Origin of the sequence: Burkholderia singularis (assembly GCF_001718875.1) — a bacterium.
Lineage (GTDB): Bacteria > Pseudomonadota > Gammaproteobacteria > Burkholderiales > Burkholderiaceae > Burkholderia > Burkholderia singularis.
Map to the genome: position 1 here is coordinate 1034451 of NZ_CP013449.1, position 18250 is coordinate 1052700.

The following is an 18250-nucleotide window of genomic DNA, read 5'->3' on the forward strand; positions in this document are numbered from 1 at the left end:
ATCGCCAGCGGAGTTGCATATGCAACAGAGCGATCAATATGTGCTCGGATATCGCAGTGAAGAACAGGTGCGCCTTCAGAGGCAAGCGTATCAGCTAGCAAATGACTCGAAGTGGCTTTTCGATCAGATTCCACTCGAGCGTGGCAGCCAGGTCGTGGAGATTGGATGCGGCCCGCACGGTTGCCTCGACATGCTGGCAGAACGTGTCGGTGTTGGCGGGCGGGTGGTCGGTATCGAGCGCAGCGATGACAGCGTCGCATTGGCGAGAACAATGGCACGCGAAAGAGGCCTCGAGAATGTCGAGGTCATCCGTCAAGATGCTCGCAACACGGGACTCCCGAGGAACACTTTTGATCTGGTTACGCTGCGCCTCGTTCTCGTGAACGTGCCTCAACCCGAGGAAATACTGCGGGAAGCGATGTCGCTGGTGCGGCCCGGCGGATGGATCGCGTTGCATGAAGCCGACTACCTAAGTTTCATCTGCGATCCACCGTCGGCCGCCTGGGAAAGGTATATACAGCTTTTTTCTGCTTACTCTGAGAAAAATGGGATTGACCCGTTCATCGGGAGAAAACTCCCCCGCTTGCTGCGCGAGATCACGGGTATTCGGAACGTCAACGTCAACCCATTGATCCACGTTTATCCACCTGATCACGAACGTCGCTATCTGGCCTACGAGTTCGCAGAGAACCTAAGCGATCGGCTCGTTGCCGAATCGATGATCTCAAAGGACGAATATGACTCGCTTAAATTGGATTTGCGCGCGCATATCGCCAATCCGACTACACTCGTGGTCTCACACCTGTTCTTCCAGGTCTGGGGACAGAAGCCCGCTCAAGCATGAATGCGTCAAACTGGCTGACGACCACTGACTGGCGTCAACACCGCAGCGGCAATCAGGCTGCTATCAGCCATCAGCGACAGCCAGATAAACCGCCTTGTTCTTGACCGTGCCTTCGGAGCGAATTACTTCGCAAGTCCCAACGCACTCTCCACCACCACCTGCAGCAGCACGTTGGCGCCAGCCTCGGCCCACTCGGGCGTGATTGCCTCGGCTTCGTTATGGCTGAGGCCGTCGATGCACGGCACGAAGATCATGCCCGTGGGCGCGATGCGTGCGAGATAACAGGCGTCGTGGCCCGCGCCCGACACGATGTCGGCATACGGCAAATCCAGCGTCACGGCCGCGCGCCGCACGGCGTCGATGCACTCAGGCGCGAACGGCACGGGCGCGTAGTCGAAGATCTGCGTGATCTTGTGGCCAAGCTGCGCGTCCTGGGCCACGCGCGCAAGTTCGGCGCGCAATTGCGCATCGAGTTCGGCCAACGCGGCCGAATCCGGATGGCGAAACTCCACCGTGAAAAAACAGTGCCCCGGCACGGTGTTGCGCGAATTGGGCTTCACCTCGATCATGCCGACCGTGGCGCGCCCGTGCGGCGCGTACCGGCGCCCCAGCGCCTCGACGAACGTGATCATGCGCGCCGCGCCGGCCAGCGCATCGCGGCGCAGGTCCATCGGCGTGGTGCCCGCGTGCGCGTCCACGCCGACGAATTCGATCTCGTACCAGCGCTGCCCCTGCCCCGCCGTGACTACGCCGATAGTCTTGCCGCTGCGCTCGAGAATCGCGCCCTGCTCGATGTGCAGTTCGTAAGCGGCGTGCACCGGTGTGCCGCCCACCGGCTCATCACCGGCGTAGCCGATCCGCGCAAGCGCCTGGCCTATCGTCGTGCCCGACGCATCGGTGCGCGAGAGCCCGTATTCGAGCGTGTACACGCCCGCATAAACGCCCGACGCGATCATCGCCGGTGCGAAGCGCGAACCTTCCTCGTTAGTCCAGATCACGGCCTCCACGGGATGCTCGGTCTGCACGCCTGCGTCGTTGAGTGCGCGGATCACTTCGAGCGCGCCCAGCACGCCATAAATGCCGTCGTAGCGGCCGCCGGTAGGCTGGGTGTCGGCGTGCGAGCCCGTCAGCACCGGCGCGGCACCGGGATTGCGCCCCGCGCGGCGCGCGAAGATGTTGCCCATCTTGTCGACGCGAATCGTACAGCCGGCGTCGCGCGCCCATTGCACGAACAGGTCGCGCCCTTCGCGGTCGAGTTCGGTGAGCGCGAGGCGGCACACGCCGCCCTTCTGCGTCGCGCCGATTCGCGCGATGCGTTCGAGCGAATCCCACAGCCGCGCACCGTTCACGCGCAACGCGCTCGGAGCCCATGCGCGATGTCGCGAGCGCTCAGTCATCGGCGCGCTCCTGCACCGATTCCCCTGCTTCGGCCGGCTTCGCGTCGCGCATGCGGTAACGGAAATCGCAGCGCTTGCCGCCCTGCATGATGGTGCTCGTGCGCGTGAGGGCGATGCGCGGGTCATAGCCCGAAATGAATTCGGCATCGCGCGCGCAGCTCAGCAGATGGCCGATTTCCCCGAGGCCCATGGCGTGATACATCTCGGCATAAGCGCAGCGATGCACGTCGTAATCGTAGGCTTCGTCGTCGATGCGCAGCGTTTGCACGTCGAGCGCGTCGTCCTTTTCCCAGAGCACCTGAAGCGCGGCGAACGACGCGACGCTCGTGCCGTTCGGCTCGCGCGCCGCGAACCGGCGGCCCGCATCGATTGCCGCGCCGCGCACGGCCTCGGCGATCACCGCTTGCGCGCGCTCGATGCCGCAATCGCGCTTGAGGATCTCGTAGATCGGCTTGATGATTTCCGCTTCGATGCGCCGGCGCGCGAGAATGCCGAGCGTCTCGCCGTTCACGCCAATCCTGTCCGCGACGCCTTCGCGCTGTTGCTCTGTCATCTTCGTCTCCTCGTTACGTCGTTGCATCATCGGGTTCAGCGCGCGGCGGTCTTCACAAGGGTCTTCGTGGCCACGCCGCCGCCGAGCACGTCCACCACGGCCCATTTGCCGTCCTTCACCTGATAAATCGTATAGGCGGGGTCCAGCAGGTTGCCTTGCACATCGAAGCCGATCGCGCCAGTCACGCCGTTGCGGCGAATCGTGCGCAGTGCAGCGACTATCTTTTTCGGCACAACCGAATTGGCCTGCTGGGTCGCGGCGATCAGCGTCGCCGCGGCGTCATAGGCAAACGGCGCGTGCAGCTCGATCGGCGCGTGCCAGCGCGCGCGGTACTGCGCGTCGAACGCCGCGCCGCCCGGCATGCGATCGAGCGGACGGCCCGGTTCCAGCGCCGTCACGCCTTCGCCCGAGGGCCCGGACAGCGTGAGAAAAGTCTGGCTCACGAAGCCGCCCGCGCCAAGCAGCGGCGCCTGAATATGCAATTGACGCATGCGGCGCACGAGCGGCGCGGCCTGGGCATCGAGGCCGCCGAAGAAGATCAAGTCGGCACGCTTCGCCTTGATGGCCGTTAGCACGCCGCTGAAATCGAGTGTCTTGTCGGTTATGTACTGGCGATCGATCACCGTGCCGCCGTTGGCCTGCACGCCCTTGATGAACTGGTTCGCGAGTCCCGCGCCGAACGCGCTCTGATCGTCGATCACGGCAATGCGCTGCACCTTCAGCGTTTTCACCGCATACGCGCCGGTGTATGCGCCGCCGTCGTCGTCGTGGCCCATGATGCGAAACGTGGTGTCGAAGCCCTGCTGCGTGTATTGATGACCTGTCGAGGCCGGCGCGATCTGCGCGATGCCGGCGTCGTGATACACGCGCGCGGCCGGCACGCTGCAGCCGGTGTTCCAGTGGCCGATCACGCCAATCACGTGACGGTCGACGAGTTGCTGCGCGACCGTCACGGCGGTGCGCGGATCCGATTGATCGTCGGCGCTCACGAGCTTGTAGATCACCGGCTTGCCAGCAATGGTCGGATGCTTCGCGTTGGCGTCGTCGACGGCGAGCCGTGCGCCGTTTTCCAGATCCTTGCCGATGCGCGCGGATGCGCCGGTCAGCGGCGCGGCAAGCCCGATCAGCACCACCTGTTCGTCCTGGGCATGCGCAAGGCCCGTGAAAAGCGACACCGCAAGCGCGGCGACCGGCAACGGCAGAGCTTTCTTTGTCATGTCGATCGATTCCGATGAGCCTCTGTATTGAGGCGCTATTGACACGCATGCAGGCCCGCCCCGAAGGCGGATGGCGCGCAGCGTTGAATAGTGAAAAAGATTAATCTTTTGTGTGCGGTGATTTAAATCACGTTTGGTTCGATCGATATGCCCGAACCTTATCATCATGATTAAGTGGATGTTTTATAAGAAAAATCCAGAAAACATTCGTGCCGCGCACCTTTCGATATAATTCGACACATGAATAAATTTCAACTAATCGCGGACGATCCGCCCCTGCGCGCGGTGCGCGCGTTCGAGTCGTTCGCGCGTCATGGCTCGGTCGCGGCCGCCGCGCGCGAACTCGAAATCACGGCCTCGGCGGTAAGCCATCAGCTGCAATTGCTCGAATCGTTCGTGCAAACGCCGTTGACGATTCGCCGCGGCCGCGCGCTCGTGCTCACCGACGAAGGCCGTGACTACTATCGCTCGATCAGCGCGGCGTTTTCGGTGTTGCGCAGCGCCACGGGGTTCGTGCGCGAGCGCTCGTCGCGGCGTCAGATCACGATCAGTCTGATTCCGCTCTTTGGCATGGGCTGGTTCATTCCCCGGCTGCACGACTTTCTCGCGGCCAATGAAGACGTGGACGTGACGGTGCTCTACGCGAACCACCGCAATTACCGCAGCGATGCCGCCGATTTGTCGATCCGCTTCGGCACCGGCGACTGGATCGGCTACACGAGCACGCCGCTCATGTCGGGCGCGGTGGTGCCGGTGTGCACGCCGCGCTTTTTGCAGCGCCACGGACCGCTGGGCAAACCAGCGGATCTCGCGGGTGTGCCGCTCGTTCACGACGAGGACCGCAGCACGTGGGCAAACTGGCTGCAAAGCGCGGGCGTGCGCCACGTGGCGCGCACCGAGGGGCCGCTCTTCGAAGACGGCCAGCTCACGCTGAGCGCCACGCTCGCCGATCTGGGCGCATCACTCATGCGCGCGCCGCTGGTTTCGCGTGAGCTTGCATCGGGCGCGTTGCGCAAGCTTTTCGATCACGAACTGGACGACGGTCGGCATTACTACCTTTGCTGGCGCGCCGATGCCGAAATGCCGGACGGTGCGCAACGGCTCGCGCAATGGCTGCTGGCGTCGGTGAAAACGCGCTGACGATGCGTTGAGCATCGCCGAAACAGCACAGGGTGTGTTGCGCTTGCCGGCAGGCAATACGTTTTGCGAAATGGCAGTGAACTCGACTTGAAAAGCAACACTATCGAGACCGACATCAAGCGCATACCGGCGAAACCCGTCTTCAACGGAAGACACGGTCTCGTAAGGCGGGGCTCGACGCAGCCTGATCTGGCTGTCGGTGCGAATCACGCACACGATGTGAAGTGGTCGCGGCTTGCCGAGAAGCTCCAGCGCTCCAGCCAATCTGTTCGAGCATGCCGGTCAGACGGCCGGCCCGCAATCCGCTGCTAAATGGCGTGTAAGGTATGATGAAAAAATGATTTTCAAGTCGACCTCGTTCGGCAAAGAAATACAGGAATGCTTATGACAAGCTTGGGTTCTTTATCGAGTCGACGTCAATTCTTGTTCTATTCCGGCGCCACCTTGCTGCTCCCGGCTTTATCCGCATGCGGAGGCGATGGCCAAACGATCGCGCAGCCCGGCGCGACGCCCAAGCGGGAATTTCGCGCCTTTTGGATCGCCTCGGTAAAGAACATCGACTGGCCTTCCCGACCAGGGCTCTCGGCCGCCGAACAGCAAACCGAACTGCGCGAGTGGTTCGACGAGGCGGTCCGGCTGAATTACAACGCGGTGATCCTGCAAGTGCGGCCGGTATCAGATTCGTTCTGGCCATCGCCTTTCACGCCGTGGTCCGAATTCCTCACCGGCGCACAAGGCGCCGATCCCGGCTACGATCCCCTCGCATTTGCGCTCACCGAGGCACATCGGCGCAATCTCGAATTGCATGCGTGGTTCAACCCATACCGTGCGACGAGAACCACCGATCTCGATGCGCTCGCACCGACGCATCCCGCGCGCCTGCATCCCGACTGGCTCGTGCGTTACGGCAATCAGTTTTATTTCAATCCCGGCATACCCGCCGCTTACGAGCACATCATCGACGCGATCATGGACGCGGTCGGCCGTTATGACATCGACGGCGTCCATCTCGACGACTACTTCTATCCGTATCCGATCGCGGACCAAACGTTCGACGACGCGGCGGCCTACATGCGATACGGTGCGGGTTTCGCGACGCTCGCCGACTGGCGCCGTCATAACGTGGACGTGTTCGTCGAAACGCTCGCACAACGCATCAAGGCGGCAAAACCTTGGGTCAAGTTCGGTATTTCGCCGTTTGCCGTGTGGCGCAACGCCAGCACCGACCCACAGGGCTCGCAAACCTCGGCCGGCGCGCAAACGTATGACGATCTGTATGCCGACACGCGCCGCTGGCTGCGCGAAAACTGGATCGACTACATCGTTCCGCAGGTCTACTGGGCGCAGGGCTTTCCACCCGCGGACTATGACAAGGTCGTGCCGTGGTGGGCGGAACAGGTTCGAAGATCGCGCGCGCACCTTTATATCGGCCAGGCGGCCTACAAGGTCGGGGCATCGACTCAATCTGCTGGATGGGCGGACCCTGCCGAACTCGACAATCACCTTGCGTTCAATTTCAGGTTTCCAGAAGTAAAAGGCAACGTCTATTTCTCCGCGAAGAGCGTCCGTGCGGACCCGCTCGGGGCGATGTCGAGGCTTGGCCGCGCCTGGTATTCGCGCCCCGCGCTCGTGCCGACCATGCCATGGATCAAAGCGGCGGCGCCGCTCGCGGTGGCGCATCTGCATGCGGAGCGGACCTCCGATGGCATCGCGTTGAAATGGCAAGCGGGCTCGGCCGACACGGTGTCATACGCGATTTATCGCCACGATGCGCGCCGCGACCTCGATGCGCGTCATTTGATCTCGACCGTCAGGAAGACCGATTATCTCGATGTCGAAGCGCGTCCGGGTTCTGAATATGTGTACTCGGTCACGGCGCTAGACCGCCTCTGGAATGAGAGCCCGCCCATTGCGGCGACACCGGCAAGCCGCTGAGGGCACATTCGAGCATCGCGCTCGAGCCGGCGCGCCATCCGGGCGGCCTCGCTCTCGTCAAGCTGTGCTGCGTCGGCATGCAACCGCCGTGCCCGGCCCGCCCGCGCGGCACGCGGCTTGCGCGACGCTCCGCGGTGCCGTGCGCCGGCCAGCGGTGTCGCGGCTCATCGGCTTCGGCCCACCGCGAATCGAGGAGGAACGGCATGGCGACAGTGGCGGATTTCATCGTCGAGCGGCTGTACGACTGGGGCGTGCGCCGCGTGTACGGCTACCCGGGCGACGGCATCAACGGCTTTTTCGGCGCGCTCGACCGGGCCGGCGGCAAGATCGAATTCATCCAGGCACGCCATGAGGAAATGGCGGCCTTCATGGCATCCGCGCATGCAAAATTTACAGGCGAGCTTGGCGTGTGTGTCGCGACTTCGGGCCCCGGTGCCGCGCATCTCGTGACCGGCCTGTACGACGCGCGGCTCGACCATATGCCGGTGCTCGCGATCGTCGGCCAGCAGGCTCGCGCGGCGCTTGGCGGGCACTACCAGCAGGAAGTCGATCTGCCGGCGCTTTACAAGGACGTGGCGGGCGCATTCGTCCAGCTTGCCACGGTGCCCGGCCAAGTGCGCCATCTGGTCGACCGTGCGGTGCGCACTGCGCTCGGCGCGCGCACCGTCACCGCGCTGGTGCTGCCGAACGACCTGCAAAGGCTCGACTATGCGCCGCCGAAACGCGCGCACGGCACCGTGCATTCCGGGCTCGGCTACACGCCGCCGAAGGTCGTGCCTTACGCGGATGATCTGCAGCGCGCGGCCGACGTGCTCAACGCAGGCGCGAAGGTCGCGATGCTGGTGGGCGCGGGCGCGCTGCACGCATGCGACGAGGTGATCGCGGTGGCTGACCGGCTCGGCGCGGGCGCCGCGAAAGCGCTGCTCGGCAAGGCCGCGCTGCCCGACGATCTGCCGTGGGTGACCGGCGCGATCGGGCTGCTCGGCACCCGTCCCAGCTACGAGCTGATGACCGAATGCGACACGCTGCTGGTGGTCGGCTCCAGCTTCCCGTATTCGGAATTCCTGCCGAAGGAAGGCCAGGCGCGCGGCGTGCAGATCGACCTGAAAGCCGACATGCTGAGCCTGCGCTATCCGATGGAGGTCAATCTCGTCGGCGACAGCGCCGAGACGCTGCGCGCGCTGCTGCCGCTGCTGAAGGCGCGCAGCGACACGGGATGGCGCGAGCGGATCGCGAAATGGAACGCGCATTGGCGCGACACGCTCGCCGCGCGCGCGGCGGCCAAGGCCAGCCCCGGCCGTGGCGTGAATCCGCAGCGCGCGTTCACCGAACTGTCGCCGCGTCTGCCTGACGGCGTCATCCTGACGAGCGATTCGGGTTCCTGCGCAAACTGGTATGCGCGCGATCTGATGATGCGGCGCGGGATGATGGCGTCACTGTCGGGCGGCCTCGCATCGATGGGCGCGGCGGTGCCGTATGCGATCGCCGCGAAATTCGCGCATCCGGCGCGCCCGGTGATCGCGATAGCCGGCGACGGCGCGATGCAGATGAACAACCTGGCCGAGCTGATCACCGTCTCGAAGTACTGGCGCAAATGGTCCGATCCGCGCTGGATCTGCATGGTGCTGAACAACGAGGATCTGAACCAGGTCACGTGGGAGCAGCGTGTGATGGAAGGCGATCCGAAGTTCGACGCGTCGCAGCAGATTCCGGACGTGCCTTACTCGCGCTTCGCGTCGCTGCTCGGGCTGAAAGGCATCTACGTCGACGATCCGGAGCAGCTCGGCGCCGCGTGGGACGAGGCGCTCGCGTCGGACCGCCCGGTGGTGCTCGAAGTGAAGACCGACCCCGAGGTGCCGCCGTTGCCGCCGCACGTGACGCTTCAGCAGGCGAAGCATTTCGCCGAAACGCTGCTCAAAGGCGACGCGCGCGGAGCGAACGTGATCGTCGAAACCGCGCGGCAAGTGCTGTCGGGCGTGCTGCCGGGCAACGGCGAACACGGCGCGGGCGCACGCAAGGACGGGAAAACGAGTCGTCGGGAATGACCGGTGGGACGGCGCGGCGCACGTGTCGCGTCGCGTCGAACCGTACCGGGCGTGGGCCTGTGCCGGCGGCCTGCCGCCCGTCGCCAGCCAATGCGAGTGCCGGTGTCGCGCCGATGAGCCCGTGCAGCGCGCGCGATTCGCAGGTAAGCCGCGCGATACCGGCATCGCGCCGCGCGCACGCATGAACGCTCGCGCGGCGGGGGCCGGTCCGCATCCGCATTCGCGACGGTCCTCACGTTCGGTACTTCCCCCTTTCACCAATGGGCGGTGGCATGCTGCCCCGCAGGCGCCTCCATGCCGGATATCGCCATGTATCGCCTCATATTGCGGCGTATCATCGCGCGCCGCGCTGACGGGTTGACGGGTTGACGGACGGACACCCAGTCGACGCCGCGGTGCGCCCCTCACCGCCCACAGCACCGCCCTCGCCTGGCTCTCGCCGATATGCGCGAGCGGCCCCGCCCGGTATGGGCGCGCCGGCTCGCGGCCACGACATGCGCCGCCCCGCGCTTGCCGTGCCGCCGGAAGATGACGCCGGGCCGCCCGCGCGCCGATAATGTATCGAAGGATAGGTTCACGGACGGTTCGCCCGACCCTCGTCGGGCCAGGAGATTCCCATGCGCATTGAAACGTCGTTTCTGTTCGATCTCGACGGCACGCTCGTCGACAGCGTCTATCAGCACGTGCTCGCGTGGAAGGAAGCGCTCGATGCCGAAGGCATCGAGCTGTCGGTGTGGCGCATTCACCGCAAGATCGGGATGAGCGGCGGCCTGTTCCTGAACCAGTTGCTGCGCGAGACGGCCGGCGACATCGACGCCGAACGCGTCGAGCGGCTGGCGCGGCTGCATGCGGCCGCGTACCAGCGGCTGCGCGAACAGGTTTGTCCGCTGCCGGGCGCGCGCGAGCTGCTCGCCGCGCTGTCGGGCGCGGGGATACGCTGGGCGATCGCCACCAGCGGGCGGATGGAGACGGCGGCGGTCAATCTCGACGCGCTCGGCGTCGATCCGGCGAAGAACGTGGTCATCACACGCGATCAGGTCAAGTACGCGAAGCCGGACCCGGACCTGTTCCTGAGCGCTGCCGCGAAACTCAACGTGCCGATCGAGCATACGGTGGTGGTCGGCGACAGCATCTGGGACATGCTCGCCGCAAGCCGCTGCCGTGCGCTCGGCGTCGGGCTGCTGTCGGGCGGATACGGCCGCGACGAACTGGAACGCGCGGGGGCGCTGCGCGTGTATGACGATCCGGCCGACCTGCTGTGGCATCTCGACGAGGTTGCCGCGCGGCCGTAGCGCCTAAACGGTTCGCCTGACCAGCATCGCGCGTATCTGCGCGATCGCCTTAGTCGGATTCAGCCCCTTCGGGCATACGTGCGTGCAGTTCATGATCGTCCGGCAGCGAAACAGCCGATACGGGTCCTCGAGATTGTCGAGCCGCTCGGCCGTCGCCTGATCGCGCGAATCCACGATGAACCGGTAAGCTTGCAGCAACCCGGCCGGCCCGACGAACTTGTCCGGGTTCCACCAGTAGCTCGGGCACGCTGCCGAGCAGCACGCGCACAGGATGCATTCGTACAGCCCGTCGAGCTGGTCGCGCTGCTGCGGCGATTGCCGCCGCTCGCGCTCGGGCGGCGGCGTATCGTTGATCAAGTATGGGCGGATCGAATGATACTGATTGAAAAAATCGGTCATGTCGACGATCAGATCGCGCACCGCCGGCAGCCCCGGCAACGGCCGCAGCACGATCTCGCGCGGCAGCGCCGTCATGTTCGTCAGGCACGCGAGCCCGTTTTGGCCGTTGATGTTCATCGCGTCCGAGCCGCAGATCCCCTCGCGGCACGAACGCCGATACGACAGCGTCTCGTCGTCGCGCTTCAGACGCCCGAGCACGTCGAGCAGCATCCGGTCGTCGGGGTTCACGCTGATCTCGTAGCGCTGCATGTACGGCGCCGCGTCGCGATCGGGGTCGTAGCGGTAGATATGAAGCGTGCGCGGATCGTTCATCTGTCCTCCCCGGCGCGGCGCCGGCATGCGGTTCTCACGACATGCGGCGCGCAAGCGCCGTGCCGGCCGGCTCAGTCGTCGTCGAGACGTTTGTCGACCAGATAGCGCCCGCGCTCGACGCCCGCGCGCAGCGCCTCTTCCTCGGTCAGCCATTCGGGATTGGCCGATTCCGGCACCACGAGTTCGATGCGCGCGCCGCCGACATACACCTGCACCTCGTCGGCCCACGCGCCGCGCCCGTTGGGCCGCGCCCATACGCGAATCTCGTGGCCGCGATACGAATCGCGGGCCGGTGCGTCCGGTTGATGCTGCATATTGGCCTCCTGTGCTTATCTGCGATGACATGAAAAAAATGCGCGCCGCATGATCGCCGCGCACGCCGCCGGGCCTGCGCGCACGCGCCGTGCCCGCCCCTCGCCGTCCGGCACGCGCCTTGCATTCCTTTGGTGCATCGAACCGCTCAGGTACGCCACTCAGATACGCCATCCATCCAAAGGGAGGCCACGATGATCGGCCACGCCGAACTCCTCGGACGTCTGCTGCTCGCCGCGCTGCTTGGCAGCGTGATCGGGCTCGAACGCGAGCGGCTCAACTGGGCCGCCGGATTGCGAACGCACATGCTCGTCTGCGTGGGCTCGGCACTCGTGATGCTCGTGTCGATTTTCGGCTTCGAGGACGTGCACGGGCAAAGCGGCGTCGTGCTCGACCCGTCGCGGGTCGCGGCACAGGTCGTGTCGGGCATCGGCTTTCTCGGCGCCGGCTCGATCCTGCTGCGCGGCGAAGTCGTGCGCGGGCTGACGACGGCCGCGAGCCTGTGGACGGTGGCCGGTATCGGCCTCGCGGCGGGCGGCGGCATGTATGCCGCGTCGATCGGCGCGACGGCGATCGTGCTGACGATCCTCGCAGGCGTGAAGCCGCTCGAGCGCCGCTTCATCGCCCGGCGGCAGCAGCGCACGCTGCGGCTTGTCGTGGAGCGCGGCGGCTTGACGCTCGGCACGCTGCATGACGCGCTCGGCACCGGCCGCGTGCGCGTGAAGCGGTTCATCGTTCAGCAGTCGGACGATGACCCGGACACCGACGACATCTCGGTTTCGTTCTCGCGCACGAGCGGAGCGGAATTTGCGGCGATCTGCCGGACGCTGCAGCGCATCGCCTGCGTGCGCGCCTGCTGCCCCGACACCTCGTCGCGACATTTCGCGTGAGCCAGACGGCGCTGGCTGCCGGCTCGCCGCGCGCAGGCGTGGCCTGCCGCCGGCAGACAAGCGTGTTGCCGCGGCGGCCCGTATGACAAGGCAACCCCTTTTGCAACCCCCGCTGGAGGAATCATGTCGACAGACCGCAGCACGCCGCCCGCCACACGCCGTCGCCTTGGCGGATGGATGGCCAGCGAGGAAGCGCACATGGCTGCGTACCGTGAAAAAATCGCGGGCGAGGCACGCGCGCATGCCGGCCAACGGCTGCGCACGCCTGCGGTACAGAAACTCGCCCGCCTGTTCGACGACAACGCATTGCTGCGCATGGGCCTCACGCGCGCGATCGACGAGGCGCTCGAATCGGGCCATCGGCTCGGCTATACGTCGATCGGCGAACTGATGACGGTGATCGATTACCTGATGACGTACACGCCGCCGTTCAGCGAATCGAGCCTGATCGTATGCCCGCTGAACGCGTTCCTCGACTGGCCGATGTGCATGCCGTCGGGCCATGCGGTGTTTCGCGATGCGGCGCTCAACGCGCATCTCAAGCGCGTGCTGAACGTATGGTGCGATTTCCTCGGCGGCCCGCATTCGCGTGCGCATCTCGATACGTCGGCGCCCGACGGCTGGTTCTGCGACGCGGCGCGCCAGCGCCTGGGCCTGTCGCAATTCGAGTATCGACAGGACAAACCGCACTGGGGCTTCGATTCGTGGAACGACTTCTTCACGCGGCGCTTTCGCACGGGCGCGCGCCCGGTCGCGGCGCCGGACGATGCGCATGTGATCGTCAGCGCGTGCGAAGCGTCGCCGTATCACTGCGCGAACCATGTGCAATTGAGCGATTCGTTCTGGATCAAGGGCCAGCCGTACTCGCTGCGCGACATTTTCACGCCGAGGCGGCTGCCGCTGGCCAAACGTTTCGTCGGCGGCGACCTGTACCAGGCGTATCTCAGCGCATACAACTACCACCGCTGGCATGCGCCGGTGCGCGGCACGCTCACACATGCGTATCGCGTCGACGGCACGTATTATTCGATTGCCGAGGCCGAAGGCCCCGACCCGGCCGGGCTCAACGACTCGCAAGGGTATACGACGGCGGTGGCCACGCGCGCGATCGTCGCGATCGCGGCCGACGATCCGGGAATCGGCACGGTAGCGGCCGTATTCGTCGGCATGGGTGACGTGTCGTCGTGCGTGATCGAAGTCATGCCGGGCCAGCGTGTCGACAAGGGCGACGAGATCGGCTATTTCCAGTACGGCGGCTCGACGTACTGCCTGCTGTTCGAGCCCGGCGCCATCGATCGCTTCCTGTATGCGCCGCCGTTCGACGGCGAACCGCCGCTCGTGCGGGTCAACGCGCCAGTGGCGATCGCGCGCGGCGCGGCGCGCGATCGCACCGCCTGACGCGTGCGTCGGCCGTTCGGACGCGCCATGCCCGGCCTGGCCGCCCCCCCTTGTCACGCGGCATCGCGCCGCCGCAGTTCGGCCGGCGGAATCTTCATCGCCTGCCGGTATTTCGTGACGGTGCGGCGCGCGAGCAGAATGCCGCGCCCGGCGAGGTTCTGCGCGAGCGCGACGTCGGACAGCGGCTGCGTGCAGCGCTCGGCGGCGATCATGTCGCGGATCAGCGCTTTCGCGGCCGATGCCGAGCACACGCCGCGGCCGGCCGCCTCCAGCTTGCGCGGGAAGAAATGCTTGAATTCGAACGTGCCGTGCGGCGTGGCCATGTACTTGTTGCCTGTGGCTCGCGATATGGTCGATTCGTGCAGGCCGAGTTCTTCCGCGATGTCGCGCAGCACGAGCGGCTTCATCGCGATCTCGCCGTAACGGAAAAAATCGCGCTGCCGCGCCACGATGCATTCGCCCACACGCTGGATCGTGTCGAACCGCTTTTGCACGTTACGGATCAGCCAGCGCGCTTCCTGCAGTTGCTGGCCAAGCGGCGAATCGCGCTCGCCGCTCGATTGCGCGAACAGCGTCGCATAGCGTTCGTGCAACCGCGCGCGCGGCAGCACCGCCGGGTTGATCGTCACGATCCATTCGTCGCGCACCTGGCGCACGATCACGTCGGGCACCACGTAGTCGCCGCGTGTGCTGCCGTAATGATTGCCGGGCCGCGGGTCGAGCCCGCGCACCAGCGCGCAGGCGGCCTGCATCGTTTGCTGGCTGCAGCCGAGGCGCCGCTGGATTTCGGCCGTCTCGCGGCGCGCGAGGCGTTCGAGGTGCTCGCGCGCGATCGCCTTCGCCTCGGCAAGCGCGGGCGTGCCGGCAGTCATGGCGTCGAGTTGCAACAGCAGGCATTCGGACAGCGAACGCGCCGCGATTCCCGGCCGCTCGAGCATCTGCACGAGCCGCAGCGCGACCACGAGATCCTGCTCGGTGAGCAGCAGCGCTGGATCGGCCGCCACGAGCAACTCCGGCAGTTCCTGACGCAGATAGCCGTCGTCGTCGAGCGCGTCGATCACGAGGCGCGCGGCCTCACGGTCGCGCCGGTTCAGCGGATAGAGGCGCAGCGCGTCATGCAGGTGCTGATGCAGCGACGGCTCGGCCGCCATCCACTCTCCGGGCGACAGCTCGCCGGCGTCGTCGCCCAGGCGGCTCGGCCCGCGCGGCGCGGGTGCGGCCGTATACGACACCTCGCGCATCATCTCGCCGGATACGTCCCCGTCCGGCGCGCGCACGTCGTCGTGCTCGGGCGGCGGTTCGGCCGAAACCGTTTCGGCCGCGCCGTCCGGTGCGTGCGCGACGATCTCGTCGTCGCCCTGACCGTCTTCGAGAAACGGATTGGAGTCGAGCGCGTGACGCAATTCCTGCTGGAATTCGAGCGAAGACAACTGCAGCAGACGCAGCGACTGCTGAAGCCTCGGCGTGAGTGCCAGATGCTGCCGCATCTGGAGCGCAAGCGTGACGGACATCAATGCCCTCCTGACCATGTACGCAGTTGGTATGCGTGAATCTACGCAGCATTCATGCCAGGACAGCAAAGCCCCGCCGGGCGCGGCTCCGGAGAGTTCGTGCGCCGTCGTCGCGGGTCTCGGCAGGTGCTTTTTTACAAGGGCTGGCAACACTAAGCACCGCACCGCGCCGCCCGCGCCGTTTTACAAGCGTCATGTAACGCGCCCGCGCGGGCGCGCATCATCGCGAGCCGCCGCTCGCCAATTCCAGATAGCGCAACAACCGGTGCGGCGTCAGCGGCTTCGCGCAATGCGCATCGAAACCGGCTTGCCGCGCGCGCTCGCGATCGCGCTGCGACGCGAGCGCGCTGCATGCGATAAGCAGCATGTCGGCAGTGAGCGGATCACTGCGCAGGCGCGCGGCGAGTTGCAGACCGTCGAGGACCGGCATCGCGATGTCGAGCACGACCGCGAACGGCTGCCAGTCGCGCGCGAGGTCGCATACGGCACGCGGATCGTCGGCAACGCGGCATTCGAAGCCGCGTGCGTCGAGCAGCAATTGCAGCGCGTGCGCCGCGTCGCGATAGTCGTCGACAACCAGCACGCGGCGTGGGCGCGGCGGCACGCTGGCGGGTGCGCGCCACAACAGCACGTCGCCGTCGGACGGATCGTCGGTGGGGGTGGCAGGCATCGGCGTTCTCCCGGTAAGCGGATGCGGCACCGGCGCAAACCGCGCACCCATATCGACTCTCGGCTGCCCCGCTCGGCCGCCGCCGGCTGGCATGCCGGTTGCTGCGTGTCCGGCATCGTCGATATGGGAGCCGCCAATGCACGCGATGCAGTCCTTGCAAGCCCGTCACGCAACCGGTTCGCCGGTGCGCGGCCGAGCGGCACACGGGCGCGCGGCAGCGAGCGCCGGCACCGCCCGCGTGCCGCCGGCAGGTATCGCATGACGCTCAAACCGCGCGCAAAGCCCAAGCAATCGCCCGCCGACGGCGGCGACGCGCCCGCGACGCTCGACGCATGCCGCCGCTGCACGCTGTGGGAACGCGCGACACAGCCAGTGCCCGGCGCGGGGCCGGCCGACGCGCGGATCATGCTGATCGGCGAGCAGCCGGGCGACCAGGAAGATCGCACGGGCGTACCGTTCGTCGGCGCGGCCGGCCGCATGCTCGCTCGCGCGCTGGACGAAGCCGGCATCGACCGCGCGCGCGTCTATCTGACCAATGCGGTCAAGCACTTCAAATGGGAGCCGCGCGGCAAGCGGCGGCTGCACAAAACGCCCGCGCAACACGAGGTGGCCGCGTGCCGCTACTGGCTCGAGCGTGAACTCGATACGCTTGCGCCCCGCGTGATCGTCGCGCTCGGCGCGACCGCGCTGCGCGCCGTACTGCGCGACAACGACGCGACGCTGGAGCGCACGCCGATACCGGTGCAAACCGGCGAGGGCTATCTGGTCGTCGCGACCTATCACCCGTCGTATGTGCTGCGCACGCGCGGCGCCGATTCGCGCGAGCGCGCCTACCGCGTGCTCGTCGACGCGCTGCGCACCGCGGCGCGCCTGGCGCTAAGCCATGGCGGCGCGCGGCGCGCCCGCGGAGACGCCGAATGAGCGAGCTGCGCGGCGACGTGCCGCAACCGGCGGCAGCCGCGCCGGGCGCCACGAAACCGTGGTACAAGCGGCTCGGTCCCGGCCTGCTCGCCGGCGCATCGGACGCGGACCCGAGCAACGTTGCCGTCTATGCGCAGGCCGGCAGCCAGTTCGGTTTTCACATGCTGTGGATGATCGTCGTCACGCTGCCGATGATGGTGGCCGTGCAACTCGCGTCTGCGTTCATCGGGCGTGCCAACCGCGAAGGGCTCGTCGCCGCGATCCGCGAGCACTACTCCGAGCGGCTGGCCAAATGCCTGATCGCGATGGTTGCGGTCGTCAACGTCGTGAACGTCGGCGCCGATCTGGCCGCGATGGGCGACGCGACGGCGCTCGTCGTCGGCGGCCGCAGCTACTGGTATGCGCCCGTCTACGGAATCGCGTCGCTCGTGTTGCAGGTGCTGCTGCCTTACGATCGCTACGCGCGCTGGCTGAAATGGATGACGCTCGGGCTGAGCGCCTACGTGCTCGAACTCGCGTTCGTGCATATCGACTGGCGCAGCCTGCTGCAGGCGATCGTGCTGCCGCATATCGCGTTCACGCATGCGTATGCGACAACCGCGGTCGCGGTGCTCGGCACGACGCTCAGCCCTTACCTGTTCGTATGGCAGGCGGCGCTGGAAGTCGAGGAAATCTCGGCCGAGCGGCGCAACGGCGATGCCGTCCGCGCGCCCGGCGCGCGCCGCGAGACCGGGCGGCGCATCACGTTCGACACGTGGACCGGGATGATCGTGACCAACGCGGTGTCGTTCTGCATCATGGCGATCGGCGCTGCGGTGTTCTTCACGCACGGCAAGCACGACATCGGCTCGACCGCCCAGGCCGCCGAGGCGCTACGGCCGATTGCCGGCAACGCGGCGTTCGTGGTGTTCGCGCTCGGCATCGTCGGCTGCGGGCTGCTCGCGGTTCCCGCGTTCGCGGGCAGCGCCGCATACGGCTGCGCGGAGGCGTGGCGCTGGCGCGAAGGGTTGAACGAACCGGTACGCCGCGCGCCGGCGTTCTATGCGGTACTGACGTTGTGCGTCGTCGCGGGCATCGCGATCTGCTTCAGCCCGCTCAATCCGATCAAGGCGCTGTATTGGAGCGCCGTGCTCAACGGCATCGCGGCGGTGCCGATGCTCGTGCTCGTGATGCTGCTCGCACAGCGGCGCGATGCGACCGGGCAGCCGGGCAGCGGCCCCGCATCGAAGGTGTTCGGATGGTGTGCGGTCGTGCTGATGGCGGCATCGGTGATCACGATGATCGTCGATATGCTGACCTGAGCCCGCGTATGACAAGCCGCGTATGACGCCGCCGGTGCGCCGGGAACCATCGAACGGGGCGATCGGGCCTGACCGTGGCACCGTGAGACCGTGAGACCGCGAAAAGACAATAG

At 66.3% G+C, this 18250-nt stretch carries 16 protein-coding genes; 9 read left to right on the forward strand and 7 right to left on the reverse strand.

Annotated features, from left to right (window positions below):
* Window positions 1–19 precede the first annotated feature (19 nt).
* Window positions 20–844 (forward strand): methyltransferase domain-containing protein, encoded by an 825-nt coding sequence (locus AQ611_RS20210; protein WP_059519703.1) that lies wholly within the window; start codon window positions 20–22, stop codon window positions 842–844.
* A gap of 122 nt (window positions 845–966) precedes the next feature.
* Here AQ611_RS20210 and AQ611_RS20215 read toward each other — a convergent pair whose 3' ends face one another.
* The 3 genes from AQ611_RS20215 to AQ611_RS20225 are packed head-to-tail and all read right to left on the reverse strand — an operon-like array spanning window position 967 to window position 4011.
* Window positions 967–2241, reverse strand: a complete 1275-nt coding sequence (locus AQ611_RS20215; RefSeq protein WP_069235828.1) for a M20 family metallo-hydrolase — start codon at window positions 2239–2241, stop codon at window positions 967–969.
* Window positions 2234–2794 carry an L-2-amino-thiazoline-4-carboxylic acid hydrolase gene (locus tag AQ611_RS20220; protein WP_069236424.1) on the reverse strand — a complete coding sequence of 187 codons (561 nt, stop codon included), beginning with the start codon at window positions 2792–2794 and terminating at the stop codon, window positions 2234–2236. Before AQ611_RS20220 ends, AQ611_RS20215 begins: the two co-directional genes overlap by 8 nt.
* Window positions 2795–2829: 35 nt before the next feature.
* On the reverse strand, window positions 2830–4011 hold the full coding sequence (locus AQ611_RS20225) for a branched-chain amino acid ABC transporter substrate-binding protein (protein ID WP_083237477.1): 1182 nt from the start codon (window positions 4009–4011) through the stop codon (window positions 2830–2832).
* Between the two features lie 240 nt (window positions 4012–4251).
* Between AQ611_RS20225 and AQ611_RS20230 the strand changes: the two genes are divergently transcribed.
* The 4 genes from AQ611_RS20230 to AQ611_RS20245 all read left to right on the forward strand — a co-directional run bounded on the left by AQ611_RS20230 (window position 4252) and on the right by AQ611_RS20245 (window position 10423).
* Entirely contained in the window at window positions 4252–5151 is a 900-nt protein-coding gene (locus AQ611_RS20230) for a LysR substrate-binding domain-containing protein (protein WP_059519705.1), read from the forward strand.
* 384 nt (window positions 5152–5535) lie between these two features.
* The gene (locus AQ611_RS20235; RefSeq protein WP_069236426.1) at window positions 5536–7086 is read left to right on the forward strand and encodes a glycoside hydrolase family 10-like protein; all 1551 of its coding nucleotides are present in this window, start codon (window positions 5536–5538) and stop codon (window positions 7084–7086) included.
* A gap of 203 nt (window positions 7087–7289) precedes the next feature.
* Window positions 7290–9131: a thiamine pyrophosphate-requiring protein gene (locus AQ611_RS20240; protein ID WP_069235829.1), complete on the forward strand. Its 1842-nt coding sequence runs from the start codon at window positions 7290–7292 to the stop codon at window positions 9129–9131.
* Between the two features lie 617 nt (window positions 9132–9748).
* On the forward strand, window positions 9749–10423 hold the full coding sequence (locus AQ611_RS20245; RefSeq protein WP_059519707.1) for an HAD family hydrolase: 675 nt from the start codon (window positions 9749–9751) through the stop codon (window positions 10421–10423).
* A 3-nt stretch (window positions 10424–10426) separates the two neighbouring features.
* Here AQ611_RS20245 and AQ611_RS20250 read toward each other — a convergent pair whose 3' ends face one another.
* Together AQ611_RS20250 and AQ611_RS20255 are read right to left on the reverse strand one after the other, a co-directional pair.
* Complete coding sequence (locus AQ611_RS20250) at window positions 10427–11134, reverse strand: succinate dehydrogenase/fumarate reductase iron-sulfur subunit (protein ID WP_069236427.1); 708 nt, start codon at window positions 11132–11134, stop codon at window positions 10427–10429.
* A 71-nt stretch (window positions 11135–11205) separates the two neighbouring features.
* Window positions 11206–11448, reverse strand: a complete 243-nt coding sequence (locus tag AQ611_RS20255) for a DUF6566 family protein (RefSeq protein ID WP_069235830.1) — start codon at window positions 11446–11448, stop codon at window positions 11206–11208.
* A 192-nt stretch (window positions 11449–11640) separates the two neighbouring features.
* On the opposite strand from AQ611_RS20255, the gene AQ611_RS20260 reads away from it, so the two are divergent.
* Together AQ611_RS20260 and AQ611_RS20265 are read left to right on the forward strand one after the other, a co-directional pair.
* Window positions 11641–12336, forward strand: a complete 696-nt coding sequence (locus AQ611_RS20260) for an MgtC/SapB family protein (protein ID WP_059519710.1) — start codon at window positions 11641–11643, stop codon at window positions 12334–12336.
* Between the two features lie 123 nt (window positions 12337–12459).
* Window positions 12460–13734, forward strand: coding sequence for a phosphatidylserine decarboxylase family protein (locus AQ611_RS20265; RefSeq protein WP_069235831.1), 1275 nt, complete (start codon window positions 12460–12462; stop codon window positions 13732–13734).
* A 53-nt stretch (window positions 13735–13787) separates the two neighbouring features.
* Here the strand turns inward: AQ611_RS20265 and AQ611_RS20270 are convergent, their stop codons facing one another.
* Together AQ611_RS20270 and AQ611_RS20275 are read right to left on the reverse strand one after the other, a co-directional pair.
* The gene (locus AQ611_RS20270; RefSeq protein WP_069236428.1) at window positions 13788–15245 is read right to left on the reverse strand and encodes an RNA polymerase factor sigma-54; all 1458 of its coding nucleotides are present in this window, start codon (window positions 15243–15245) and stop codon (window positions 13788–13790) included.
* 220 nt (window positions 15246–15465) lie between these two features.
* Entirely contained in the window at window positions 15466–15915 is a 450-nt protein-coding gene (locus AQ611_RS20275) for a response regulator (protein ID WP_069235832.1), read from the reverse strand.
* 258 nt (window positions 15916–16173) lie between these two features.
* On the opposite strand from AQ611_RS20275, the gene AQ611_RS20280 reads away from it, so the two are divergent.
* Both AQ611_RS20280 and AQ611_RS20285 read left to right on the forward strand, forming a co-directional pair.
* Window positions 16174–16836, forward strand: a complete 663-nt coding sequence (locus AQ611_RS20280) for a UdgX family uracil-DNA binding protein (protein WP_059519826.1) — start codon at window positions 16174–16176, stop codon at window positions 16834–16836.
* A complete protein-coding gene (locus AQ611_RS20285) occupies window positions 16833–18137 on the forward strand; it encodes an NRAMP family divalent metal transporter (RefSeq protein ID WP_069235833.1) in 1305 nt (434 codons plus the stop codon). Before AQ611_RS20280 ends, AQ611_RS20285 begins: the two co-directional genes overlap by 4 nt.
* The last annotated feature ends 113 nt before the right edge of the window (window positions 18138–18250 follow it).